We start from the raw sequence: 20,039 nt of genomic DNA, 5'->3' as shown, positions 1-20,039 counted from the left end.
CCGATCAGGCAGGCGTATGAGGCGGCAGAGAGAATTGAATCACCGCTCCCCGGGGCTGATTCGAACTTGCCCATAATCGACCGCCATGCGCCTCTATGATCGAATGGCAGATTGACAGCCCCATGCCCAGGCCGGTCGCCTTGGTCGTATAGAAAGCGGTGAACACCCGCTCGGCTTCACCTGCAGCGAACCCTGGGCCGCTGTCGCTCACCTGTACCAGCACGCTGCCCTGCTCTTCCATCTCGGCGTTGATCTGTAACTGTCTCTCGCCGCCGTTGACGCTGCTCATTGCCTCTAAAGCGTTAAGAATCAAATTCAGCAACACCTGTTGCAGTTCTACACGATCGCCGTGTACTAACGGCAAATCTTGCGCGATGTCTGTATGCACCGAAGCACCATTACTGGTTGCCTGACTGCGAGTGAATTCGACCATTTCGGCGATGATTTTCGCGATGTCTACGGGTCCCTTTTGTGGCGGGGCCTTGCGGATATGCCCCCGGATCCGATCCAGAACCTCGGCCGCGCGATGAGCATCCTTAATCACGTTGTCGAGTACCTGCTTTATCTCGCCAAGATTAGGTGGCTGGGCGCCCATCCAACGCAGCGCAGCGTGAGCCCCCATAACGGTGGCGGCAATAGGCTGGCTGACTTCATGGGCTATCGAAGCTGCCAGTTGGCCCATCGTCGCGACACGGTTAGCGTGCGCCAACTCCACCTGGACATTGCGATAACGCTGTTCGCTTTGACGAGCGTTTTCTTGCGCCTGCTTACGCTCGGTCAGGTCAAGCACGAACGCGACACCCTCCTGGCTCCCTGAGTCGAACGTGGCCAAACCGATGATGATGGGCAGCAGGCAGCCATCCTTTTTGATGTACTCCTTCTCAAAAGGACGGGCACTCCCGGCCTGCAGCGCTTCTATCATTGTCTTTTCACTAACCTCACGATATTTCGGCGCTGTCAGGTCTCTCCATCTGACACGGCCTGAGACAATGTCTTCGCGTTCGTAACCGACCATCCGTAAAAACGCATCGTTGGCATCCGTGATTTCACCATCGGTATTCCAGAAAATAATGCCAATGATATTCGAGTCTACGAGCCGCCGGATCTTGGCTTCGCGCTCCGCGACATCGCGATATAAATGGGCGTTCTCCAGAGAGATGGCGGCCTGGGAGGCGACCAGCTTCAGTACAGCAATGCGCGCAGGGCTGAATGCCCCTGCGGTCAAATTGTTTTCCAGGAACAGCGCGCCAATGAGTTTCGCCTGGTTCATCAACGGCAAGCAGAGAATGGAGCGGGCTCGATGTTTCTGGATGTAGGGGTCCGCGGCGTACAAGGGTTGGGTAATCGCGTCGTCAATGACAACGCTCTCTTGTGTGCGCAGCACATGGTAGAGGATCAATTCAGGCAGCAGCGACGCACTCACCGGCACATCACGCAGACGCAGGTGCGGCGAGTCATTGCCCGCAGTCGCCTCGGCGACTATTCGATGGTGACTACCATCTGTGCGCACCATCAGACCTCGCTCCGCGCCGGCTTGTTCGACGGCCGTCGACATGACCATATCGATGAGCTTTTCCAGAACGATTTCACCTGAGACGGCCTGCGACACTTTGAGCACGGTGGCAAGATCAAGCTGTTCGATGGGTGTGGCGATGGTCGTCGCCGGACCGAACGTGGATGCTTCCGCCCGCAGATACGTGTGCACCGCTTCAAGCTGCCGGACCTTGCCATCCGCGCCCCAGCGCAGATACCCATAATGGGCATCGCGCATATATACGCGGGCGATTTTGGCAAGACCGCGTGCGGCGTAGAAGCGCGAAGCGAGTTCATTGGCGAGTGCTCCGATATGGATAAACCCGCCATGTTGCGCCGAGTCGATTGCCTCTTCGTATAAATGCTCCGCATCCACCAGGCGGTTCTCAATCCGGGCAATTTCGGCGCCCACCAGCGCCTTGTGGCTGGCGAAATTCTCGGGACAAATGTCTGCCCAGGCCCGCAGTTTCTGGTGGTGTGCATTGAGAACAGTCAAATGCTGCTGTCGATCATCTGACGAGTTGCTGGCGCTTAGGCCCGCCCTCGCCAGCGCGTCATACAAGTAGTATTCGGCTTCCTCGAGAAAGGAGTGCGATACCTCGAGTAAAGGCTGCGCCAGTGCGGCGGCTTCAATGGCGGACGTAAAATCGCCGGCAAGATAGCGAGCTTGTAACTTGCGGATCCAGAAGCAACACGTCAACACCGGCGAGGTCTTGGAAACATGGTGCTCCGCGTCGCTCTCATTAAACTGCTCGCTGTCCAGGCAACCGAATACCGGTGTCAAACCACGCAACATCCGTATCAGTGCCAGCTGGTTTTCGATGAAGTCTATGACAAGGCCAAAGTGCACTTTCCTGGCATACGCGAGGCCTCGCTCGGCCTCACGTTGCAGATCGGGCAGCCGCTCGCCAGCGAACAGCAAGTTAGAGACGGTAATGTTGCAAGCAAACGCGCCAAATGAGTAATCGCCGACCCGGTTTGCAGCATCAAAAGCGCGATCCAGCAACGCGCGGCAACTGCGCACAGGACGTGCCCAGCGCGCGACAAAAAGTGAAAAGGATAAGTACGTACGCGCCTCATAACGCTCAAGGTTTCTGCGCTCGACAAGTTCACAACCCAGCTGGCCAAATCGAAATCCCACTTGATAATCGCCAAACCGTTGCCCGGTGACGAGAGAGAGATTGGCGTAGGCCACGCATGAGGCATCGCCATTGCCGTACTCAAGGCTGAGATTGATCGCCTTGCAAATGGTCAGACAGGCAAGGTTCGTGTCCGTGTGCAAAGCCGGCGAGATCAACATGGTCAGCGCATGAAGTGTTGCGAGAGCGACAGCATCCTCCATCGGCGGCAGATCGATGATTTGTTCAACTGTTTTATTTCCAAGACTGGACCAGATGCCCTCGTATTCGCTCCGAGCTGCTTCGTCACTCGGGTGAGCGGACCACTCGATACCGACGTGACGCAGAAAGGACAGACAGACAGCCACCGCTTGATCACTGCGGTCGAGGAGTAGATTCACATTCATCCGCATGCACGCGACGCTACCCTGCTCGACGATCGTTAACGCGCGCTCCGAAAGTGCCTGTAGCCGCTGGTCCGCCACAAGCAACTGCCCGGTCAGGAATTCACATTCGGCCAGGTTCAACTCCAATTTGAATTTCAGTTCATGCCGACGAAGCCAGCACGGGTCGTCCAACAACTGGGCGCCGGTGATGAAATATTTGAGCGCCAAGTCATAGGCGGTCGAAGCATGGGAGCGCTGGCCGGCGATCAAGTTGAACCGGGCCAATTGCTCTCGTTCTTCCTGCTCGGTGATCAGCTGGGCGCCGCGATTGAGCTGGTTGACTATGTCGAAGATTACCTCTTCGTGCTGTTCCGCAGGCATTTCGCAAACTAGCAGCCGACCAATCTTCAGGTGGGCTTGCGATAGCAGATGCGTGGGGATCAGTGAATAGGCGGCCTCATGAATTCGATCATGAGCGAACAGATAGACACCGTCCGAGCGCTCGATAAGCTCTTGGCGAATCGCTACCCATAACTCCCTGTGTAACTGCGCACGGGGAATCCCCATGACCGTCGCCAACGTCGAGATATCAACGACATTGCCGAGGCAGGCCATTTGCTGCAACGCCTGCAGCGTCGAGTGCGGCAGGCGGTTCAATCTGCCTGCCATCAGATCCACGACGTTGTCGGTGTAGCCCTTTGCGTGAATCCGATCGGTATCCCATTCCCACTGCCTGCGGTCATGGTCGAAGTTCAGCAGTTTCTCTTCGGCGAGCGCATGAAGAAACTGAATCACGAAGAAAGGATTGCCAGCGGTCTTATCGTGGACCAATTGAGCCAGCGGCTTGATCGGCGTCGGTTCGGTATGAAGCGCGTCGGTGATTAACTGCTCGATGTGCCCAATGGCAAGCGGCGTTAACGTTATCTCATCGATCGGGACCCCTGCACTCCTCATCGTTTGAAGCTTCTGCCTCAGAGGGTGATCTGCAGCGACTTCATTATTACGGTAGGCGCCAATCAGCATGAGGTGACGCAACGAAGAGCGTGTGAGCAAGTCCTCGATAAGGTCAAGTGTCGCCGTATCAAGCCACTGCAAATCGTCTAGAAACAGCACGAGGGGGTGTTCCGCCCGGGCAAATACGCCAATAAATCGGCTAAATACCAACAGGAAACGACGCTGCGCTTGTTGCGGTTCCAGGTCTGGAACCATGGGCTGTTCGCCAATAATGAGTTTCAGCTCAGGCATCAGGTCAGTCATGAGCCGCCCGTTGAGATCGAGTGCCTCAAGCAGTGCCGTGCGCCAGCCATCCAACTCCGCGTCGCTCTTGCCCAGAAGCGTGCGGACCAGTCCCTGAAATGCTTGCACGAGTGTTGAATAAGGGATGTCACGTTTGTACTGGTCGAACTTGCCAGAAGCCAGCAGTCCTCTCAACGGCACCAATGCCTTATGCAATTCATTGACGACAGAGGACTTGCCCATCCCGGAATAACCGGAGACCAGCACCAACCCTGCCCCGTCACTTTGAACTATCCGCCCGAAAGCGGAGACCAGGTCTTCAACGGCGCTCTCGCGCCCGTACAGTTTCTCGGAAATCACCAGCCGGTGAGACCTGCCGTGTTCATCCAGCGTAAATGGGCTGATATGTCCTTGCTGCTGCCACTCGGACCAGCAGCGCCGCAAGTCATGCTCGACGCCGGCAGCCGTCTGATAACGCTCCTCGGCCGTCTTGGCGAGTAACTTCATGATAATCCGTGAAATCGACTCCGGGACGGTGCCAACTCGCTCACTCGGTGGCATCGGCTTCCTGGCAATATGGCAATGCACCCATTCCATAGGGTCAGAGGCCGTAAATGGCAGCACACCGGTCAACATCTGATAAAGGGTCACACCCAACGAATAAAGATCGCTGCGCGAATCGATCGAGCGATTCATCCTGCCGGTCTGTTCAGGTGCCATGTAGGCAAGCGTACCGGCGATGGTCTCGGGCGCCTGCCGTTCCCGTGGCAAACGCGAAGCAAGCCCGAAGCCGGTGAACCGGGCCTCACCGTCCGGGCAATTGACGAATATATGCGTGGGCTTGATATCTTTATGGACGAGTCCGCTCAGGTGAAACTTGTTCAGCACAACGGCGATGCTGATCGCAAGACGCAAGAACGTTGCCGTCTCGACAGGACCAATGAGCAGCTTCGCCAGCGGCTCTCCTCCCGGGTCTTCAAACAACAACACTGTGCGGCCACCTTCGCTCACGAGTTCGATGGGACGCACTGCCCATTCGTCTTTGAGCTCATCCTTCAGGCCGAACTCGTGAGCAAGGCGATCCAGGGTAGCGAGCGATGGTTGCTCCAAGGTGGGTCGTGCAACCAGCACCTTTTCACGGCCAAATTTGCCGGAGCGCTGTCCCCGGCTCAAGACACGCTCACCGTCGTCCCACAATACCTGCATGCTTTCGCCTATCAACGCCCTATCCTCAATGTCCTAACCGACAGCCCTGCTACACCGCCGGCAAAGCGCCAGCCTCCTGATATGGAACACCACATCGCCTACAGATGGGTGTCCTGCATCGCCTTTTTTTGTCGCCTAAGCTGATGTCCAGAATGTCGGCCCTACGCTGCCGAACGATAGTAACGTAAAGCATTTGCTCGATGAGCGGCCCCCATAAAGATTCGGCGCTCCTATCGCCTCATTGAACCATGACAATTCACAGCGCTTGTATAATTTCGCCATACAAAGGCACTGCGCACAATTGCAGCTATCACCTTCGTTACCGAAGCGCTTAGACAAGCCGAGTAAATCATTCTTAGGTGTTACCTGGTCATACTAAGAGGTTAGTCAGGCAACCGATCGTAGAAGCCATTAAATGCTATTTTCAGCGGACAATAAATTCGTTCCGTGGAGGAATGTCTTAGCCCATATTTTTGCATTGGAGAAAACGCTATGAAATTTCTGTCCATGCTATTGGCTATTGTTGCGATAGCGAATTTTGGATTCGCTGGTCCGCCTAGCTGGATTGCGAAAGATACTGTGTTTTCGGGCCCTGACACGCGCGCCAGCACTAATGCGAAGGACATATCTTCGAAAGCTCCGGTTGCATCCGACACTGCAGGTAACGTCGGATCGATTGGTTTTGCATACGATAAAACGGATCGCCTTGGCTTGAATCGTCGTGTGTCTGATATTACCAAGCGCAGTGATATCAATCGCAAATCATAGAAAAGAACAGAACGCTATAGGGCCAATGCAACCGCGCAAATAATGCAACACACAGTTGTAAACTTCTACGTCCGCGCCGCCATGGCCCATAAATGCCTTGGTTGCTTATTTTACTTATATCTACAGGCACTTTAATGATCCGTTTTTTTCTAGCGACAACCGCCTTCATAGTGTCATTCAGTTGCTCGGCAGGGTTGCGAATTACTTCACCTGACCATGCCTGTACAGTGCTCAGCGATACTCGACTGCGCGCGAATACATGGTCAACCAGCGCGGATGGGACGGAAGGTTGTTCGAGTCCTGTACGGGATGTCAGCGTCGACAGTACTAGCGGCAATACTATTAGATTTGTTGCTCAAGGCGCCGACCACATACCTGAACATCTCAGTCTGATCATCGATATCGCGTCGCCCTCTCTCGCCGATGATGCCAAGCGTGAAATGATCAAAGCCACCAAGCGCCTCTCGGTGAGAGCGCTGGGCTTATCAATACCGCATAAGATTGACGAATCGATACTGAAAGGCGAGAACGTGCAACTTGAAGTGGGCAGTGGCGTCGTGACGATCACCCGTACTAACCGGGCCCAGGGGGCGTATCAGTTGACGTTGACCATGCGATAAACGCCGGATAACAACGCTGAAATCACCGAAGCCGATTAAACACGACACGCCGCTAACCCTTAGCGCATTCACGCCAAGCGTTAATATTGTAAGAGAGTGTTTCCGAAGGCGGCACCCTCTTACAGACAAGATTTCTAACTACATTCAGTCATCGCCTTTCAAATCGCGGTTTTCTGCCTAGACTTGCTCTTGTCCGCCGTGCGCATGCTTTTCAGAGCATGGAATCGCACGAAAAACTAAAACAAGAGGAATTCCCCCCATGTTCAAACCCATGTGGAAAGCACTCGCCTGCGCCCTTGCCCTTGGCACCATGAGCACGGTCATGGCTGCTGATCCGGTGATTATAAAATTCTCCCACGTCGTTGCAGAGCAGACTCCCAAAGGCCAAGGGGCCCTGCTGTTCAAGAAACTGGTGGAAGAACGCTTGCCCGGCAAGGTCAAAGTAGAGGTCTACCCCAACTCTTCGTTGTTTGGCGATGGCAAAGAGATGGAAGCCTTACTGCTCGGGGACGTACAGATGATTGCACCGTCGCTGGCCAAGTTCGAGCACTACACCAAGACCGTTCAACTGTTCGACCTGCCTTTCCTGTTTGATGACATCTCCGCCGTTGACCGCTTTCAGCTGAGCCCGCAGGGCCAGGGACTGCTCAAGTCCATGGAAGACAAAAACATCACAGGACTGGCCTATTGGCACAACGGGATGAAACAACTGTCCGCGAACAAAGCGCTCCGAGTGCCGGGTGATGCCCGTGGGTTGAAGTTCCGGGTGCAGGCCTCTGCCGTGCTAGAGGAACAGTTCAAGGTCATACGCGCCAATCCACGCAAGATGAGCTTCGCCGAGGTTTATCAAGGCTTGCAGACCGGTGTTGTCAACGGAGCGGAGAATCCTTACTCGAACATCTACAGCCAGAAAATGCATGAAGTACAGAAGTACATCACCGAATCCAACCACGGTGTACTGGACTACATGCTGATCACCAACACCAAATTCTGGAATGGTTTATCGCCAGAGCTTCGTGGCGAGCTGGATAAGATCCTCGTCGAAGTCACCGCCCATGTGAACAAAGAGGCCGAGCAGCTGAATCAGAACGCCAAGCAGAGCATCATTGCGGCCAAGACCACCGAGATCATCATCCTGACGCCTGAACAGCGCGACCAATGGCGCGTTGCGATGAAGCCCGTGTGGAAGAAGTTCGAAGGCGATATCGGCGCCGAGCTGATCACCGCGGCTGAAGCTGCCAACCAGACCCAATGATCGGTGGACGACAGGTGTTGCCGCCTTGGCAGCACCTGCCTGCCATCCGCTACAGGAGATGCCATCCATGAATGCTCTTCGGCGCATCTGGGAACACTTCGAGGAAGGCTTCATCGTCTTCCTTCTGGCGGCCATGACGTTGGTAACATTCGTCTACGTTGTCCTCAACAACCTCTACACCCTGTTCTACCGCCTCGCCGAGAGCTGGGAAGGCGCCAGCGAATCGCTGTTCGCCATCGGCGACGGCGTCATGGGTATGGCGCAAGCCATGACCTGGAGCACCTCACTGACCAAGGCCTTGTTCGGCTGGCTGATATTTTTCGGGCTGTCGTACGGCGTGCGCACCGCAGGCCATATCGGCGTCGACGCCCTGGTCAAGCTGGCCAGCAAACCGGTGCAACGGTTCATTGGCATCATCGCCTGCCTTTTCTGCCTGACTTATGCCGGGCTGCTCAGCATCGCCAGTTTTGGCTGGATCCAGACCCTGATGGTTGCCCAAATTGGCGCCGAAGACCTGGGCCAGTACGGGATCATGCAATGGCACATCGGGTTGATCGTCCCCGTAGGGTTCGCCTTGGTTTTCATCCGTTTCGCTGAAATTCTCGTGCGCATCCTGCAAAACAGGCAGACCGGCCTGGGCCTGGCTGATGAAGCCGCAGATGCGTTGAAGCTGACCGAACACGAGGATGACAAGTCATGACCATTGCCTTCCTCTTTGCATCATTGTTCGTGCTGATGTTGATCGGCGTTCCCATTGCTATCTCCCTGGGGTTGGCAGGCTCACTGACCATCGTTTTTTTCAGCCCGGACTCGGTGCGCTCACTGGCGATCAAGTTGTTCGAAACGTCGGAGCACTACACGCTGCTGGCCATCCCGTTCTTTCTGCTCGCGGGAGCCTTCATGACCACCGGTGGCGTCGCTCGGCGGCTGATTGACTTTGCCAATGCCTGTGTCGGTCATATCCGTGGTGGTCTGGCTATCGCTGCCGTGTTGGCGTGCATGTTGTTCGCTGCCCTTTCAGGATCGAGCCCAGCCACTGTGGCGGCGGTGGGTTCAATTGCCATTGCCGGCATGGTCCGCTCCGGTTATCCGCAGGCCTTCGGCGCGGGGATCGTCTGTAACGCTGGGACGCTGGGCATCCTGATTCCACCCTCGATTGTCATGGTGGTCTACGCCGCCGCGACCGAAACGTCTGTCGGCAAACTGTTCATGGCGGGCGTGTTACCAGGCCTGCTGCTGGGGTTGGCGCTGATGGTGGCGATCTACATCGTCGCCGTGAAGAAAAAGCTGCCCGCCATGCCGCGCGCGACGTTCCGTGAATGGCTTGGCACGGCACGCAAGGCGATCTGGGGTCTACTGCTGATGTTCATCATCCTGGGAGGTATCTACTCCGGGATGTTTACCCCCACCGAAGCTGCGGCGGTGGCGGCCGTGTACTCGGCCTTCATCGCCTTGTTCGTCTACAAAGACCTGACGTTCCGCGAAACGCCAAAGGTCCTGCTGGACTCGGCCAAGCTGAGCATCATGCTGATGTTCATTATTGCCAACGCCATGCTCTTCGCGCACGTTTTGACCACTGAGCAGCTACCGCAACAGATCACCGCGTGGGTGATTGAAGCGGGGCTGACACCGGTGATGTTCCTGCTGGTGGTGAACATTGTGCTGTTGATTGCAGGGGCTTTTATGGAACCCTCGGCCATCATCCTGATCCTGGCACCGATCCTCTTCCCCATCGCCATGAAGCTGGGTATCGATCCGATTCACCTGGGCATCATTATGGTGGTGAATCTGGAGATCGGCTTGATCACGCCGCCCGTGGGTCTGAATCTGTTCGTGACCTCAGCTGTGACAGGTATGACTCTGCCGGAAACGATCAGAGCCGCCATGCCTTGGCTGATGATACTGCTCCTGTTCCTGATGCTGATTACCTACGTGCCTTGGATCTCCCTGGCTTTACCAAACTGGCTGGGCATGAGCTGATGCCTCCCCTGTCCGGGTACTGGACGTTCGTATCCGGACAGGGCTTTCACGTTTATGCTACCCCGGCCACTTAGCGTTGTCCTGAGTCCGTCCAGCAACTCCATAGATCCACTGAGGCCGGATTGCTGACGGGTGGCCCTAGCCACTCGCTCATCTCATGACATTGTTGATCGAAGCATAACTGGTAGTCACCTGCTTGCGGGGTGCGTCCCAGACTCAGAGGCTGCAAGGGCGGCAGGTGACGTTGATAGTGCCAACTGCCTTTTTCCAACCTGGCCTCCGGGGGAATCTCCATACCCGCGCCATTCCCTTTGACCCTGGCCTCGGTGAGCACAAGTCCCTGTTCTGAGACACGGTAGTCTTCCTCCCAACGGATTTTTTCGATTGTGTGATTCCAAGCCAGTGTAAAGCTTGAGATTGGGAGTTGGGCCCAGGCGACACCCGCCAGCCCCAGGCACAAGCCGATCATGCTCTGGCCAGTCCGCCACGGCGAGACCGCCAGACATGCTGAAGTATCAGCATCACACCCAGCACAAAACCGACTTCGTCGGTCAACGGCAGCGCAACGACCAATAAAGCACCTGCCGCGAAACACAATAAACGCTCCCAAACCGGCATCTTCTGTTGCAGATAACCTGTGGACGCCATTCCCCAAAGGCCAACGGCCAACATCGTCTTGACCAACATATAGGCCGTCATCCACAAATTGTCGCCTTGCATCATGAGCGCAGGGTTGTAGACCGCCATGAACGGAATGACAAAGCCAGCCAATGCAATACGAACCGCCCACAGACTGATCTTGAATCCTGTTTCCTTGGCGATGGGCGCTGCGGCAAAGCATGCCAAAGCAACCGGTGGCGTAAGGTCTGCAAGAATTCCGAAATAGAAAACGAACATGTGCGACACGATCAGCGGCACACCCAACTCAAGCAGAGCAGGTGCTGCAATCGAACTGGTAATGATGTAGTTGGGAATCGTCGGGATACCCATGCCCAACACAAGGCAGGTAATCATCGTCAGTATGAGTGACAACAACAAGTTATCCCTGCCGATTGCCAGTATGTAACCAGCGAAAGTCGAGGCTATCCCCGTCAATGACACTACGCCGATGATGATTCCCACTAGCGCGCAAGCAATCCCGACCGGTACAGCATGACGAGCACCTTCGACTAACGCATTCAGGCAAATACTCAGGGTTGCTCGGCCTCCCTGAATGAACCAGCAGATGACCACTAACGTGGCGATCACCGCAAAGATCACGCTAATACCCAACTGGAAAAAACCGACGCAGAGGACACCAAGCGCGATCCAGAACGCACACCGCAACGCGAAACTGGACACCCGGAGAATGATTGCCGAACCGAGAATAACGATGGCTGTTAGCGCCAGACCCACCATTCCGGAGAACAGCGGAGTACGTCCGGAAAACAGCAGGTAGACCAGGACAAAAAGCGGAATCAGCAAATACCAGCTTTCCTTTACCGCACCCCATGCGCTGGGACATTGGTCCTTGGGTAACCCCTTAAGGTCGGAGCGTTTTGCCTCAAGGTGAACCATCCAGAACACCGAACCGAAATACAGGATGGCTGGAATTAACGCAGCTTTGGCGATCTCTACAAACGGGACATTAATTGTTTCCGCCATAATAAACGCGACAGCCCCCATCACAGGCGGCATCAGTTGGCTGCCCATGCTCGAAGTCGCCTCTACGCCACCAGCAAATGCTGCCTTGTAGCCGAAGCGCTTCATCAATGGAATCGTGAACTGCCCGGTTGTGACAACGTTCGCAATGCCTGAGCCTGTGATCGTCCCCATCAAAGCCGATGACGCGACCGATACTTTTGCCGGCCCCCCGAGTTTGTGGCCAAACAATCCCATCGCGAAGTCAGTGAACAATTTGATCATTCCCGCCTGTTCGAGGAAGGACCCGAACAAAATGAACAGGAAAATATAGGTAGCGGAAACGTAGGTTGGTGTCCCGTAGAGACCTTCGGTGCCGAATGACAACTGGTTGACGACTTGATCGAATCCGTAGCCTCGATGAGCAAGGTCGCCTGGCAGGTATTCACCCAATAGACCGTAGGCCAGAAACAATCCACAGATGACAGGCAAAGCGATCCCCATCACCCGACGCGCCGCCTCAAACACCAAGGCGATCAATACCAGCCCAACCACCATGTCAGCTGTAGTCAGGTCACCTGAACGCTGGATCAAATCCGCCTCGAAGAACCATTGATACAAAGCAGTGGTAATCCCCGCGAGGCTCAATATCCAGGCCAGCGGCTGCCAAGGACGTGCTCTGCCATACGCCGGGTAACTCAGAAACACCACCCACAACAGGAAACCAACGTGCACCGCGCGCAGCACCTGGCTGGAAACCGGCGCAAACGCAGCGGTGACAATCTGGAAAACTGAAAACAACAACGCCACGTAGAACAGCGTCTTAGGCCAGTCGCGTGGGTTGGCGGCGATGCCATGATGATCTTCGCTCATTGGGTACCTGCCTCAAAACTACATAGAAGGGTACGAACCGCTCTATCGCTCTAGCGACCATCCCCGTGGCGCATTTTTGGATTACAGCGCTCCAGCTTCCTTGTAGTAGCGCTCAGCACCGGGGTGAAGTGGAATGGGTAGGTTCCTGGCAGCATTTTGCAACTTGATGTCCTTGGCGGCTGAGTGAGAATTACCCAGGCGAGTGAGGTTTTCGAACATCAGCTTGGTCATCTGGTAGGCAACATCCTCCGAGACGTCCTCGCGCGTCACAAAAATATTAGTGATCGCCACAGTAGGCACTGACTCAGGTTGTCCGTCATAGGTATTGGCTGGAATTTGTGCAGGCTGATAAGCGGCATTGCCGATTTTCGTAACCACATCAGGAGGGATCGCGACGTAGTTCAATGGCATGGTTGAGGAAAGGTCGCGGATGGCCGCCATGCCTAACCCCGAGGACTGAAGCGTGGCATCTAACTGACGGTTTTTGATCAGCTCTACCGACTCCGCGAAGGGTAGGTATTGGACTTTGCTCATGTCTTCGTACGTCAATCCCGCCGCTTTGAAAATCGCACGTGCGTTCAGTTCGGTACCGGACTTCGGGGCGCCGACGGAGATGGTTTTCCCTTTCAAATCCGCCAAGGTTTTGATGCCGGACTCTTTATTCGCAACAATTTGAATGTAGTTCGGATAGGCGCCTGCAATTGCTCGCAACTTTGTCAGCGGGGCCTTGAATCCGGCATCTTCCACTCCGTTTTTTGCATCAGCCACAGAGTCACCAAGCGCCAGAGCGAGCTCCCCACGACCAGCTTGTAAAAGGTTGAGATTTTCCACCGAGGCTTTGGTCGCCTGGACAGAAGTCTTCGCCCCCGGTATCCCATCGCTGTATATCTGGGACAGCCCAACCCCAATGGGGTAATAAACCCCGCTAGTCCCCCCGGTAAGAATATTTATGAACACAGGTGCGGCGTTAGCTGCGCACGAGACTGTCAACGCAGCGGTGGCCGCAAAGAGGCTAAAGCGACTGGTTACTCGCATGGAAAACTCTCCGTCTTGTTATGGCTTTATGCAGAGTCTTACCACTGTAGTCGAAACCAACGACTTGAGGGGAAAACTGAGTTGGCCTGATAACCCGACGCCACGTGCAGACTTGGCAAAAAACCCGATACCGATAGGGAGCAGAGCGAATCGTCACTCGGCCACTCATTTCTATTCGGCAGGTCTACCACTCAGGACATGCTGCACTCGCCGCATGAGCTGCTCAGAATCGAAGGGTTTCTTGAAGTAGCCCACGGCCCCCAGTTCCCGCGCTTTTACTTCGGGAGTCTCACCGATGCAGGCGGTAATGAATATCACCGGAAACCGCATGTCGCGCGCCAGCAACTGTTCCAGCATTTGCAAGCCATTCATCCCCGGCATGCGAATATCCGAAATCATGCATGAGGTCGAATCCAGCGCATAATCGGCCAGACATTCCTCGGCACAGGCATAGGTTCGCGTCACATATCCCATTGACCTCACCAGACTGTCCAGCGACATGCGAAGTGTGTCGTCGTCGTCAACGATCGAAATGATTGGAATATTTGACAATTAGTTCAACCTTGAGGTTATGGGAGCTGATTGACAGAACTCCACTTGTGTTAAGACGCGCATCCGCACCTCAATATTCATGCTGCTTCAGAAAATCATCAAACACGCGAAACGTTTGCGGCACCGCGCTTCGGCTAAAGACAGACAGCGACAAAGTCGATGACACGGCTCTCGATGGCCATGTCCAACGAATCGGGGAATGTCGCCCCTGAACACTTGGAACAGAGTGCCAGATAAACGTAAATATTTATGGGCAATTAGGTATGGTCACATTATATGAAAGTATAGTTTTTCAGAGCTCGTAACTTCTACCCGTGGTTGTTGAATAGCACCTTCCTGCCCAATGCGACGACCTACTATCAATTGTCAAATTCCACCCTACAATCCGAAAAAAATAAATAACACGCCAGTTCATGATACTCATTGGCAAGCCAGCACCTGAAAAGCCCCAAAAACGCATTAAATGCGCTTAAGTTAATACCAAAGAATGATCAACTCATACGAACATACCTCCGAAAAACCCCTAGGCATAAGTGACTCACCTATTCATTCCGTTATTATTCGATCAACGCTGAAAAAACGACATACCGTCGTTTTTATGCGCTCAACGCGATACCGCTCCGTTTGGAATTGACACTCCCGGTTTGATACCTCCTTTTCAAAGCGGGCTTTAGCGCTCTTTTTACCGAAAGAGCGCTTTTTTTATCAATACGAAGTTGCGCATTTTTTTATAACCGAATTACACAAATGCAGCGCACGCGCTTGCTGTGTGAATTCAACAGGCAAACGCCGAGGTGATTCATGGGTGAATACCGAAGATTATGGTGGATTTTGATCGGCATTCTTGGGGTCACGTTCTGCCTGCTAGGCTGGTTTGGGCGCGAGATCTATCGCCAGGCGCCACCGATTCCGCAATACATACAGAGTGTCGACGGCCACACGCTGTTCAAGGCCGATGACATTCTGGATGGGCAAACGGCCTGGCAGAGTGTCGGTGGCATGCAGCTGGGATCCATCTGGGGGCACGGCGCGTACCAGGCACCGGACTGGACGGCAGACTGGTTGCATCGCGAGTTACTTGCCTGGCTCGAACTGGCGGCGACTGACAGCTATGACAGACCCTATGCCGAGCTGGGTGAAGAGCAACAGGCCTTTTTACAACATCAGCTCAAGCGTGAGTACCGCAGCAATCGCGTGATTGACGGCACGTTGGTACTCAGCGCTCGCCGCAGCCAGGCAATGGAGCAGACAGCAACGTATTACGATGCCCTGTTCGGCGGCGATCCCACCCTGCACAGCAGCCGTCAAAGCTTCGCGATGAAAGAGGTAACCCTGCCGGACCCTGCACGGCGCAAGCAAATGACCCGCTTCTTTTTCTGGACAGCGTGGGCAGCCGCGACCGAGCGAGACGGCCAGAACGCCACGTTTACCAACAACTGGCCTCATGAACCCCTGATCGGTAATACACCGACGGCCGAAAACATCATCTGGTCGATGGCCAGTATCATCATGCTGGTGGCGGGAGTGGGCTTCCTCGTTTGGGCGTGGGCGTTTTTACGCAAGCACGACGACGCTGAACCCGTTGCACCCGCCCGAGACCCCATCAGCCTGGTGACCTTGACGCCCTCGCAGAAAGCCTTGGGCAAGTACCTGTTGCTGGTCGGCGCCCTGTTCGGGTTTCAAGTGATGATGGGTGGATTGACAGCCCACTACACCGTCGAGGGGCAAGATTTCTACGGGATCCCGCTGTCCAAGTGGTTCCCCTACTCCCTCACTCGCACGTGGCATCTACAGAGTGCGATGTTCTGGATCGCCACCGGCTTTCTCGCCGCCGGGCTGTTCCTTGGCCCGATCATCAACGGCGGAAAAGATCCGCGGTGGCAAAAGCTCGGCGTCGATCTGCTGTTTTGGGCGCTAGTGGTGGTCATCATCGGCTCTTATTGCGGCAACTTTCTCGCCATCGCCCAGTTGTTGCCAGCCGAGTGGAGTTTCTGGCTTGGGCATCAGGGCTATGAATATGTCGATCTGGGCCGGCTGTGGCAGATCGGAAAATTCGCCGGTATCGTCTTCTGGCTGGTGCTGATGTTGCGTGCCATGGTCCCCGCGCTACGCAGCCCGGGCGATAAAAATCTGCTGGCGCTGCTCGCATGCTCGGTGGTTGCTATCGGCCTGTTTTACGGTGCCGGACTGTTTTATGGCGAACGGACTCACCTTTCGGTAATGGAGTACTGGCGCTGGTGGGTGGTGCATCTGTGGGTCGAAGGTTTTTTTGAAGTTTTTGCTACCAGTGCGCTGGCATTCATCTTCACCAGCATGGGCCTGGTCTCGAAGAGAATGGCGACGACCGCCACGCTCGCGTCCGCGTCGTTGTTCATGCTCGGCGGTGTACCCGGCACGTTTCACCACATCTACTTCTCCGGGACTACTACGCCGGTCATGGCCGTAGGGGCGACATTCAGCGCTCTGGAAGTCGTGCCACTGATTCTGCTGGGGCATGAAGCCTGGGAAAACTGGCGTCTGCGCGACCGCGCCCCGTGGATGGAACGCGTGCGTTGGCCATTACAGTTTTTCGTGGCCTGCGCCTTCTGGAACATGCTAGGTGCCGGAGTCTTCGGTTTCCTGATCAACCCGCCAATCGCGCTGTTCTACATACAAGGTTTGAACACCACCCCGCTACATGCCCACGCTGCCCTGTTCGGTGTCTATGGCTTCCTGGCGCTGGGGTTTGGCTTGTTGATCCTGCGCTACATTCGCCCCGACCTGCGGTTCAACAATCGCCTCATGACCGTTGGGTTCTGGTGGCTGAACGCGGGTCTGCTGCTGATGATTTTCACCAGCCTGCTGCCCATCGGCCTGATGCAGTTCTACGCCAGCGCCAGCCAGGGTCTGTGGTATGCACGCAGCGAAGCGTTCATGCAGCAAGACTTGATGCAGACGCTGCGCTGGATGAGAACCATTGGTGATGTGGTGTTCATGGTGGGTGCCTTCGCCGTCATTGCACAGATCACTCGCGGGTTAATGTGGACGTCGTCGAAAGCGCTGGTGCGTGAGGCTGCGTAACGGTCCAGCGGTAAATGGGCGTCGCCCCTCGGCGACGCTGACCGCGACGGTCAACCTGCGCCATTGTTAAAGGGAAAAAACATGCTGCTCACGCGACTTTGCAAACGTTTCCTGGAGTCAGACCGGCTGGCGTTTATCGCCTCTGTATCGGCGGCAATCACCATCTCCGTCATCAATCTTTTGATTGACTCGGATCTCGCGCATGCCGTGCTCTACATCACGCTGTTGTTCATGTCGGCGCATGTTTTTTCGATCCGGACAGTGACCATTGTCGCGCTGTTCTGCTTCCTCCTGGTCACCGGCAGTTTCATCATCGATTACTTCTACCAAGCCACAGGCAGCATTGTTGGCTACATCAGGTGCCTTGTCTCGCTGGTGACCATCACCTTGCTGACTGTACGCAGCAAATGGTCGACCAATGAATTGCGCCGCAATCAGGCTTTTCTGACCGGGGCGCAACGTTTGAGCCGGACCGGGAGCGTCGGGTTGCGCTTCGATCACGGCCAATGCAAAGAAATACGCTGGTCCGAGGAAGCCTTTCGCATCTACGGTTACCCTCGGGATATCGAGCCGTCCTGGGCGCTGATGACGGCAAGGCTGCACCCGGAAGATCACTTGCTGACTGGCGGACTGTTTACCCGACTGGCGGCCGGGGTGCCGGACATTGAACTGGAACAGCGCTTGATCATGCCGGATGGCAATTGCCGCTACGTGCAGATGGTTTTTAACGCCATCAACCTGAGCAATAGCGCCCATAGTCGCGAGTACGTGGCGGCGGTGATGGACATCACCTCGGAGCGCCAAGCCGAGCAGGCGTTGTTCGACTCCCGGTCTCAACTGGCGCATGTCACCCGGATGACATCGCTGGGTGAACTCGCCGCCTCCATCGCCCATGAAGTGAACCAGCCGCTGGCAGCGATCGTTTCCAGCGGAGAGTCGTGCATGCGCTGGATCGACCGTGATAAACCGGAACTGGAAGAGGCAAAGTTGTCTCTGAATCGCATCATCCAGAGTTCGATGCGCGCCAGTGACGTCATCACCGGCATCCGTGCGTTGTCGAAGAAGTGCGTTCCACAACGTCAACATCATGCCTTCGACAAAATCGTGACTGACACTCTGCTGCTGGTTCAGCACGAGATGAGTCATAAACACATCAAACAGCATTTGTCGCTGGATGCCGCCGACGCTCGCATCAATGGCGATCGCGTGCAGTTGCAACAAGTCATCATCAATCTCGTCATGAACGCCTGCCAGGCCATGGGCAATCTGAGTGAAGGAGCGCGCTCGCTGAACATTTGTACGAGGGTTGAGCGCAACGAAGTGATCATTGAAGTCAATGACAGCGGCGAAGGCATTGATGTCGCCGATTTGCCGTCACTGTTCAACCCGTTCTATACCACCAAGGCTGAAGGGCTGGGCATGGGGCTGTCTATTTGCCGCTCGATCATCGAATTTCATCACGGCAGGATCTGGGCCACGAGCATCAAGGGACAAGGCGCTACGTTTATGTGCGCCTTGCCACTGCTCTTGCCAGAACCGCCCGTCTTGAACACGGCCCAGGACACCGACACTGACGCCGAGTGGTCGACCGATTTGGGCGTCAGTTTCGGTTGAAACTGAGGCGACAATCGGTGCTGGCCGCCACCTTTGGGGATTTACACCTGCGGGCCAGCGGAGGCCTGATCGCGAGTTTTCCACAGCGACAGCAGCACACCGCTCAGCAGCAACCCCAGGGTCACGCTCAAGGAAATGACCGCGGGAATCTTGCCGATGATGCCGACCAGGAAGATCTTGGCACCGATAAACACCAGCACCAGTGCCAGCGCGTACTTGAGGTAGGCGAAACGGTGAATCATCGCCGCCAAAGCGAAATACAACGCACGCAGACCAAGGATGGCAAAGATGTTGGAGGTGTAGACAATGAAGGGGTCTTGGGTGATGGCGAAGATCGCCGGCACACTGTCCACCGCGAACACCAGGTCGGCACACTCGATCAGCACCAGGGCCAGGAACAACGGCGTCACCCAGACCACGGACTTGCCGCTGGCGTCCGCCTGGCGGACGAAGAAGCGCCCTTCATGCAGTCGCTCGGTCACCCGCATGTGTTTGCGCAGAAACTTCACCAGCAGGTTTTCGCTGAGGTCCGGGTGGGCATCGATCTTGCTGAACAGCATCTTCACGCCGGTCAGCAGCAGGAAAATGCCGAACACATAGAGAATCCAGCTGAACTCGGCGATCAGCGCCGCCCCCAGGCCAATCATTATCGCACGCAGCACAATGACACCGAGAATGCCCCAGAACAGCACCTCGTGTTGATACTTACGGGGGATTGCGAGAAAGCTGAAGATCATCGCCATCAGGAATACGTTGTCCATCGACAACGATTTCTCGATCAGAAAGCCGGTGTAGAAATCCATCCCGGCGTCACCGCCTTTGATCTGCCAGACCCAGAGGCCGAACAGCAAGCCGGCCGTGATATAGCCGGCAGACAGCAGCAGACTTTCACGAACACCGATTTCTCGCTGCTCACGGTGCAGCACCCCGAGGTCGAACACCAACAGGCCTATTACGATGCTGATAAAGGCGAGCCACAACCAAGTGGCGGTGCCGAGAAACTCGGCCAGGAAGAACGGTTCCAGGGCAGTCATAAGCCCCTCCTCTAGGTGTCGAAGTTATACAAACTGCAACTCCGACATGGCAGCGGTTAGCTGTCAGAGGGGCCCGGCATTGCGAGTTCAAATCTAGAGAGGCGTGTGGGGTTTCTCAATCACGCAAGGTTTGCGAGTTATTTCAAATC

Annotated in this window: 13 protein-coding genes; 7 read left to right on the top strand and 6 right to left on the bottom strand. The window is 55.4% G+C overall.

Annotated elements, in window-relative coordinates; all coding sequences use genetic code 11:
- Positions 1-4: 4 nt before the first annotated feature.
- The gene (locus FBY01_RS11425; RefSeq protein ID WP_145307821.1) at positions 5-5,479 is read right to left on the bottom strand and encodes an AAA family ATPase; all 5,475 of its coding nucleotides are present in this window, start codon (positions 5,477-5,479) and stop codon (positions 5-7) included.
- 492 nt (positions 5,480-5,971) lie between these two features.
- On the opposite strand from FBY01_RS11425, the gene FBY01_RS11420 reads away from it, so the two are divergent.
- The 5 genes from FBY01_RS11420 (at position 5,972) to dctM (ending at position 10,102) form a co-directional block, all read left to right on the top strand.
- Entirely contained in the window at positions 5,972-6,247 is a 276-nt protein-coding gene (locus FBY01_RS11420) for a hypothetical protein (protein WP_141213412.1), read from the top strand.
- Between the two features lie 134 nt (positions 6,248-6,381).
- Entirely contained in the window at positions 6,382-6,867 is a 486-nt protein-coding gene (locus FBY01_RS11415; RefSeq protein ID WP_145307823.1) for a hypothetical protein, read from the top strand.
- A 259-nt stretch (positions 6,868-7,126) separates the two neighbouring features.
- Positions 7,127-8,122, top strand: a complete 996-nt coding sequence (locus FBY01_RS11410) for a TRAP transporter substrate-binding protein (RefSeq protein ID WP_145307825.1) — start codon at positions 7,127-7,129, stop codon at positions 8,120-8,122.
- A 67-nt stretch (positions 8,123-8,189) separates the two neighbouring features.
- Positions 8,190-8,822 (top strand): TRAP transporter small permease, encoded by a 633-nt coding sequence (locus tag FBY01_RS11405; protein ID WP_083376620.1) that lies wholly within the window; start codon positions 8,190-8,192, stop codon positions 8,820-8,822.
- Positions 8,819-10,102, top strand: a complete 1,284-nt coding sequence (gene dctM / locus FBY01_RS11400; protein WP_145307827.1) for a C4-dicarboxylate TRAP transporter large permease protein DctM — start codon at positions 8,819-8,821, stop codon at positions 10,100-10,102. The genes FBY01_RS11405 and dctM overlap by 4 nt, the downstream gene beginning before the upstream one ends.
- A gap of 70 nt (positions 10,103-10,172) precedes the next feature.
- On the opposite strand, the gene FBY01_RS11395 is transcribed toward dctM, so the two are convergent.
- From FBY01_RS11395 to FBY01_RS11380, 4 genes are all read right to left on the bottom strand, one after another.
- Positions 10,173-10,571 (bottom strand): DUF1850 domain-containing protein, encoded by a 399-nt coding sequence (locus tag FBY01_RS11395; RefSeq protein WP_145307829.1) that lies wholly within the window; start codon positions 10,569-10,571, stop codon positions 10,173-10,175.
- Positions 10,568-12,595 (bottom strand): TRAP transporter permease, encoded by a 2,028-nt coding sequence (locus FBY01_RS11390; protein WP_145307832.1) that lies wholly within the window; start codon positions 12,593-12,595, stop codon positions 10,568-10,570. The genes FBY01_RS11395 and FBY01_RS11390 overlap by 4 nt, the downstream gene beginning before the upstream one ends.
- An 81-nt stretch (positions 12,596-12,676) precedes the next feature.
- On the bottom strand, positions 12,677-13,630 hold the full coding sequence (locus tag FBY01_RS11385; RefSeq protein WP_083376616.1) for a TAXI family TRAP transporter solute-binding subunit: 954 nt from the start codon (positions 13,628-13,630) through the stop codon (positions 12,677-12,679).
- A gap of 171 nt (positions 13,631-13,801) precedes the next feature.
- Positions 13,802-14,182 carry a response regulator transcription factor gene (locus FBY01_RS11380; protein ID WP_010460776.1) on the bottom strand — a complete coding sequence of 127 codons (381 nt, stop codon included), beginning with the start codon at positions 14,180-14,182 and terminating at the stop codon, positions 13,802-13,804.
- 801 nt (positions 14,183-14,983) lie between these two features.
- On the opposite strand from FBY01_RS11380, the gene FBY01_RS11375 reads away from it, so the two are divergent.
- Both FBY01_RS11375 and FBY01_RS11370 read left to right on the top strand, forming a co-directional pair.
- A complete protein-coding gene (locus tag FBY01_RS11375; RefSeq protein WP_145307834.1) occupies positions 14,984-17,242 on the top strand; it encodes a nitric-oxide reductase large subunit in 2,259 nt (752 codons plus the stop codon).
- Positions 17,243-17,323: 81 nt separating this feature from the next.
- A complete protein-coding gene (locus FBY01_RS11370; RefSeq protein ID WP_145307836.1) occupies positions 17,324-18,856 on the top strand; it encodes a sensor histidine kinase in 1,533 nt (510 codons plus the stop codon).
- A gap of 41 nt (positions 18,857-18,897) precedes the next feature.
- Here FBY01_RS11370 and FBY01_RS11365 read toward each other — a convergent pair whose 3' ends face one another.
- Positions 18,898-19,890 (bottom strand): TerC family protein, encoded by a 993-nt coding sequence (locus FBY01_RS11365; protein WP_145307838.1) that lies wholly within the window; start codon positions 19,888-19,890, stop codon positions 18,898-18,900.
- Positions 19,891-20,039 lie beyond the last annotated feature (149 nt).

This window comes from Pseudomonas sp. SJZ077 (genome assembly GCF_007993905.1).
GTDB classification, from domain to species: domain Bacteria; phylum Pseudomonadota; class Gammaproteobacteria; order Pseudomonadales; family Pseudomonadaceae; genus Aquipseudomonas; species Aquipseudomonas mandelii.
The sequence above is the reverse complement of the archived record's forward strand: the minus strand, read 5'-3'. Positions and strand labels throughout refer to the sequence as shown.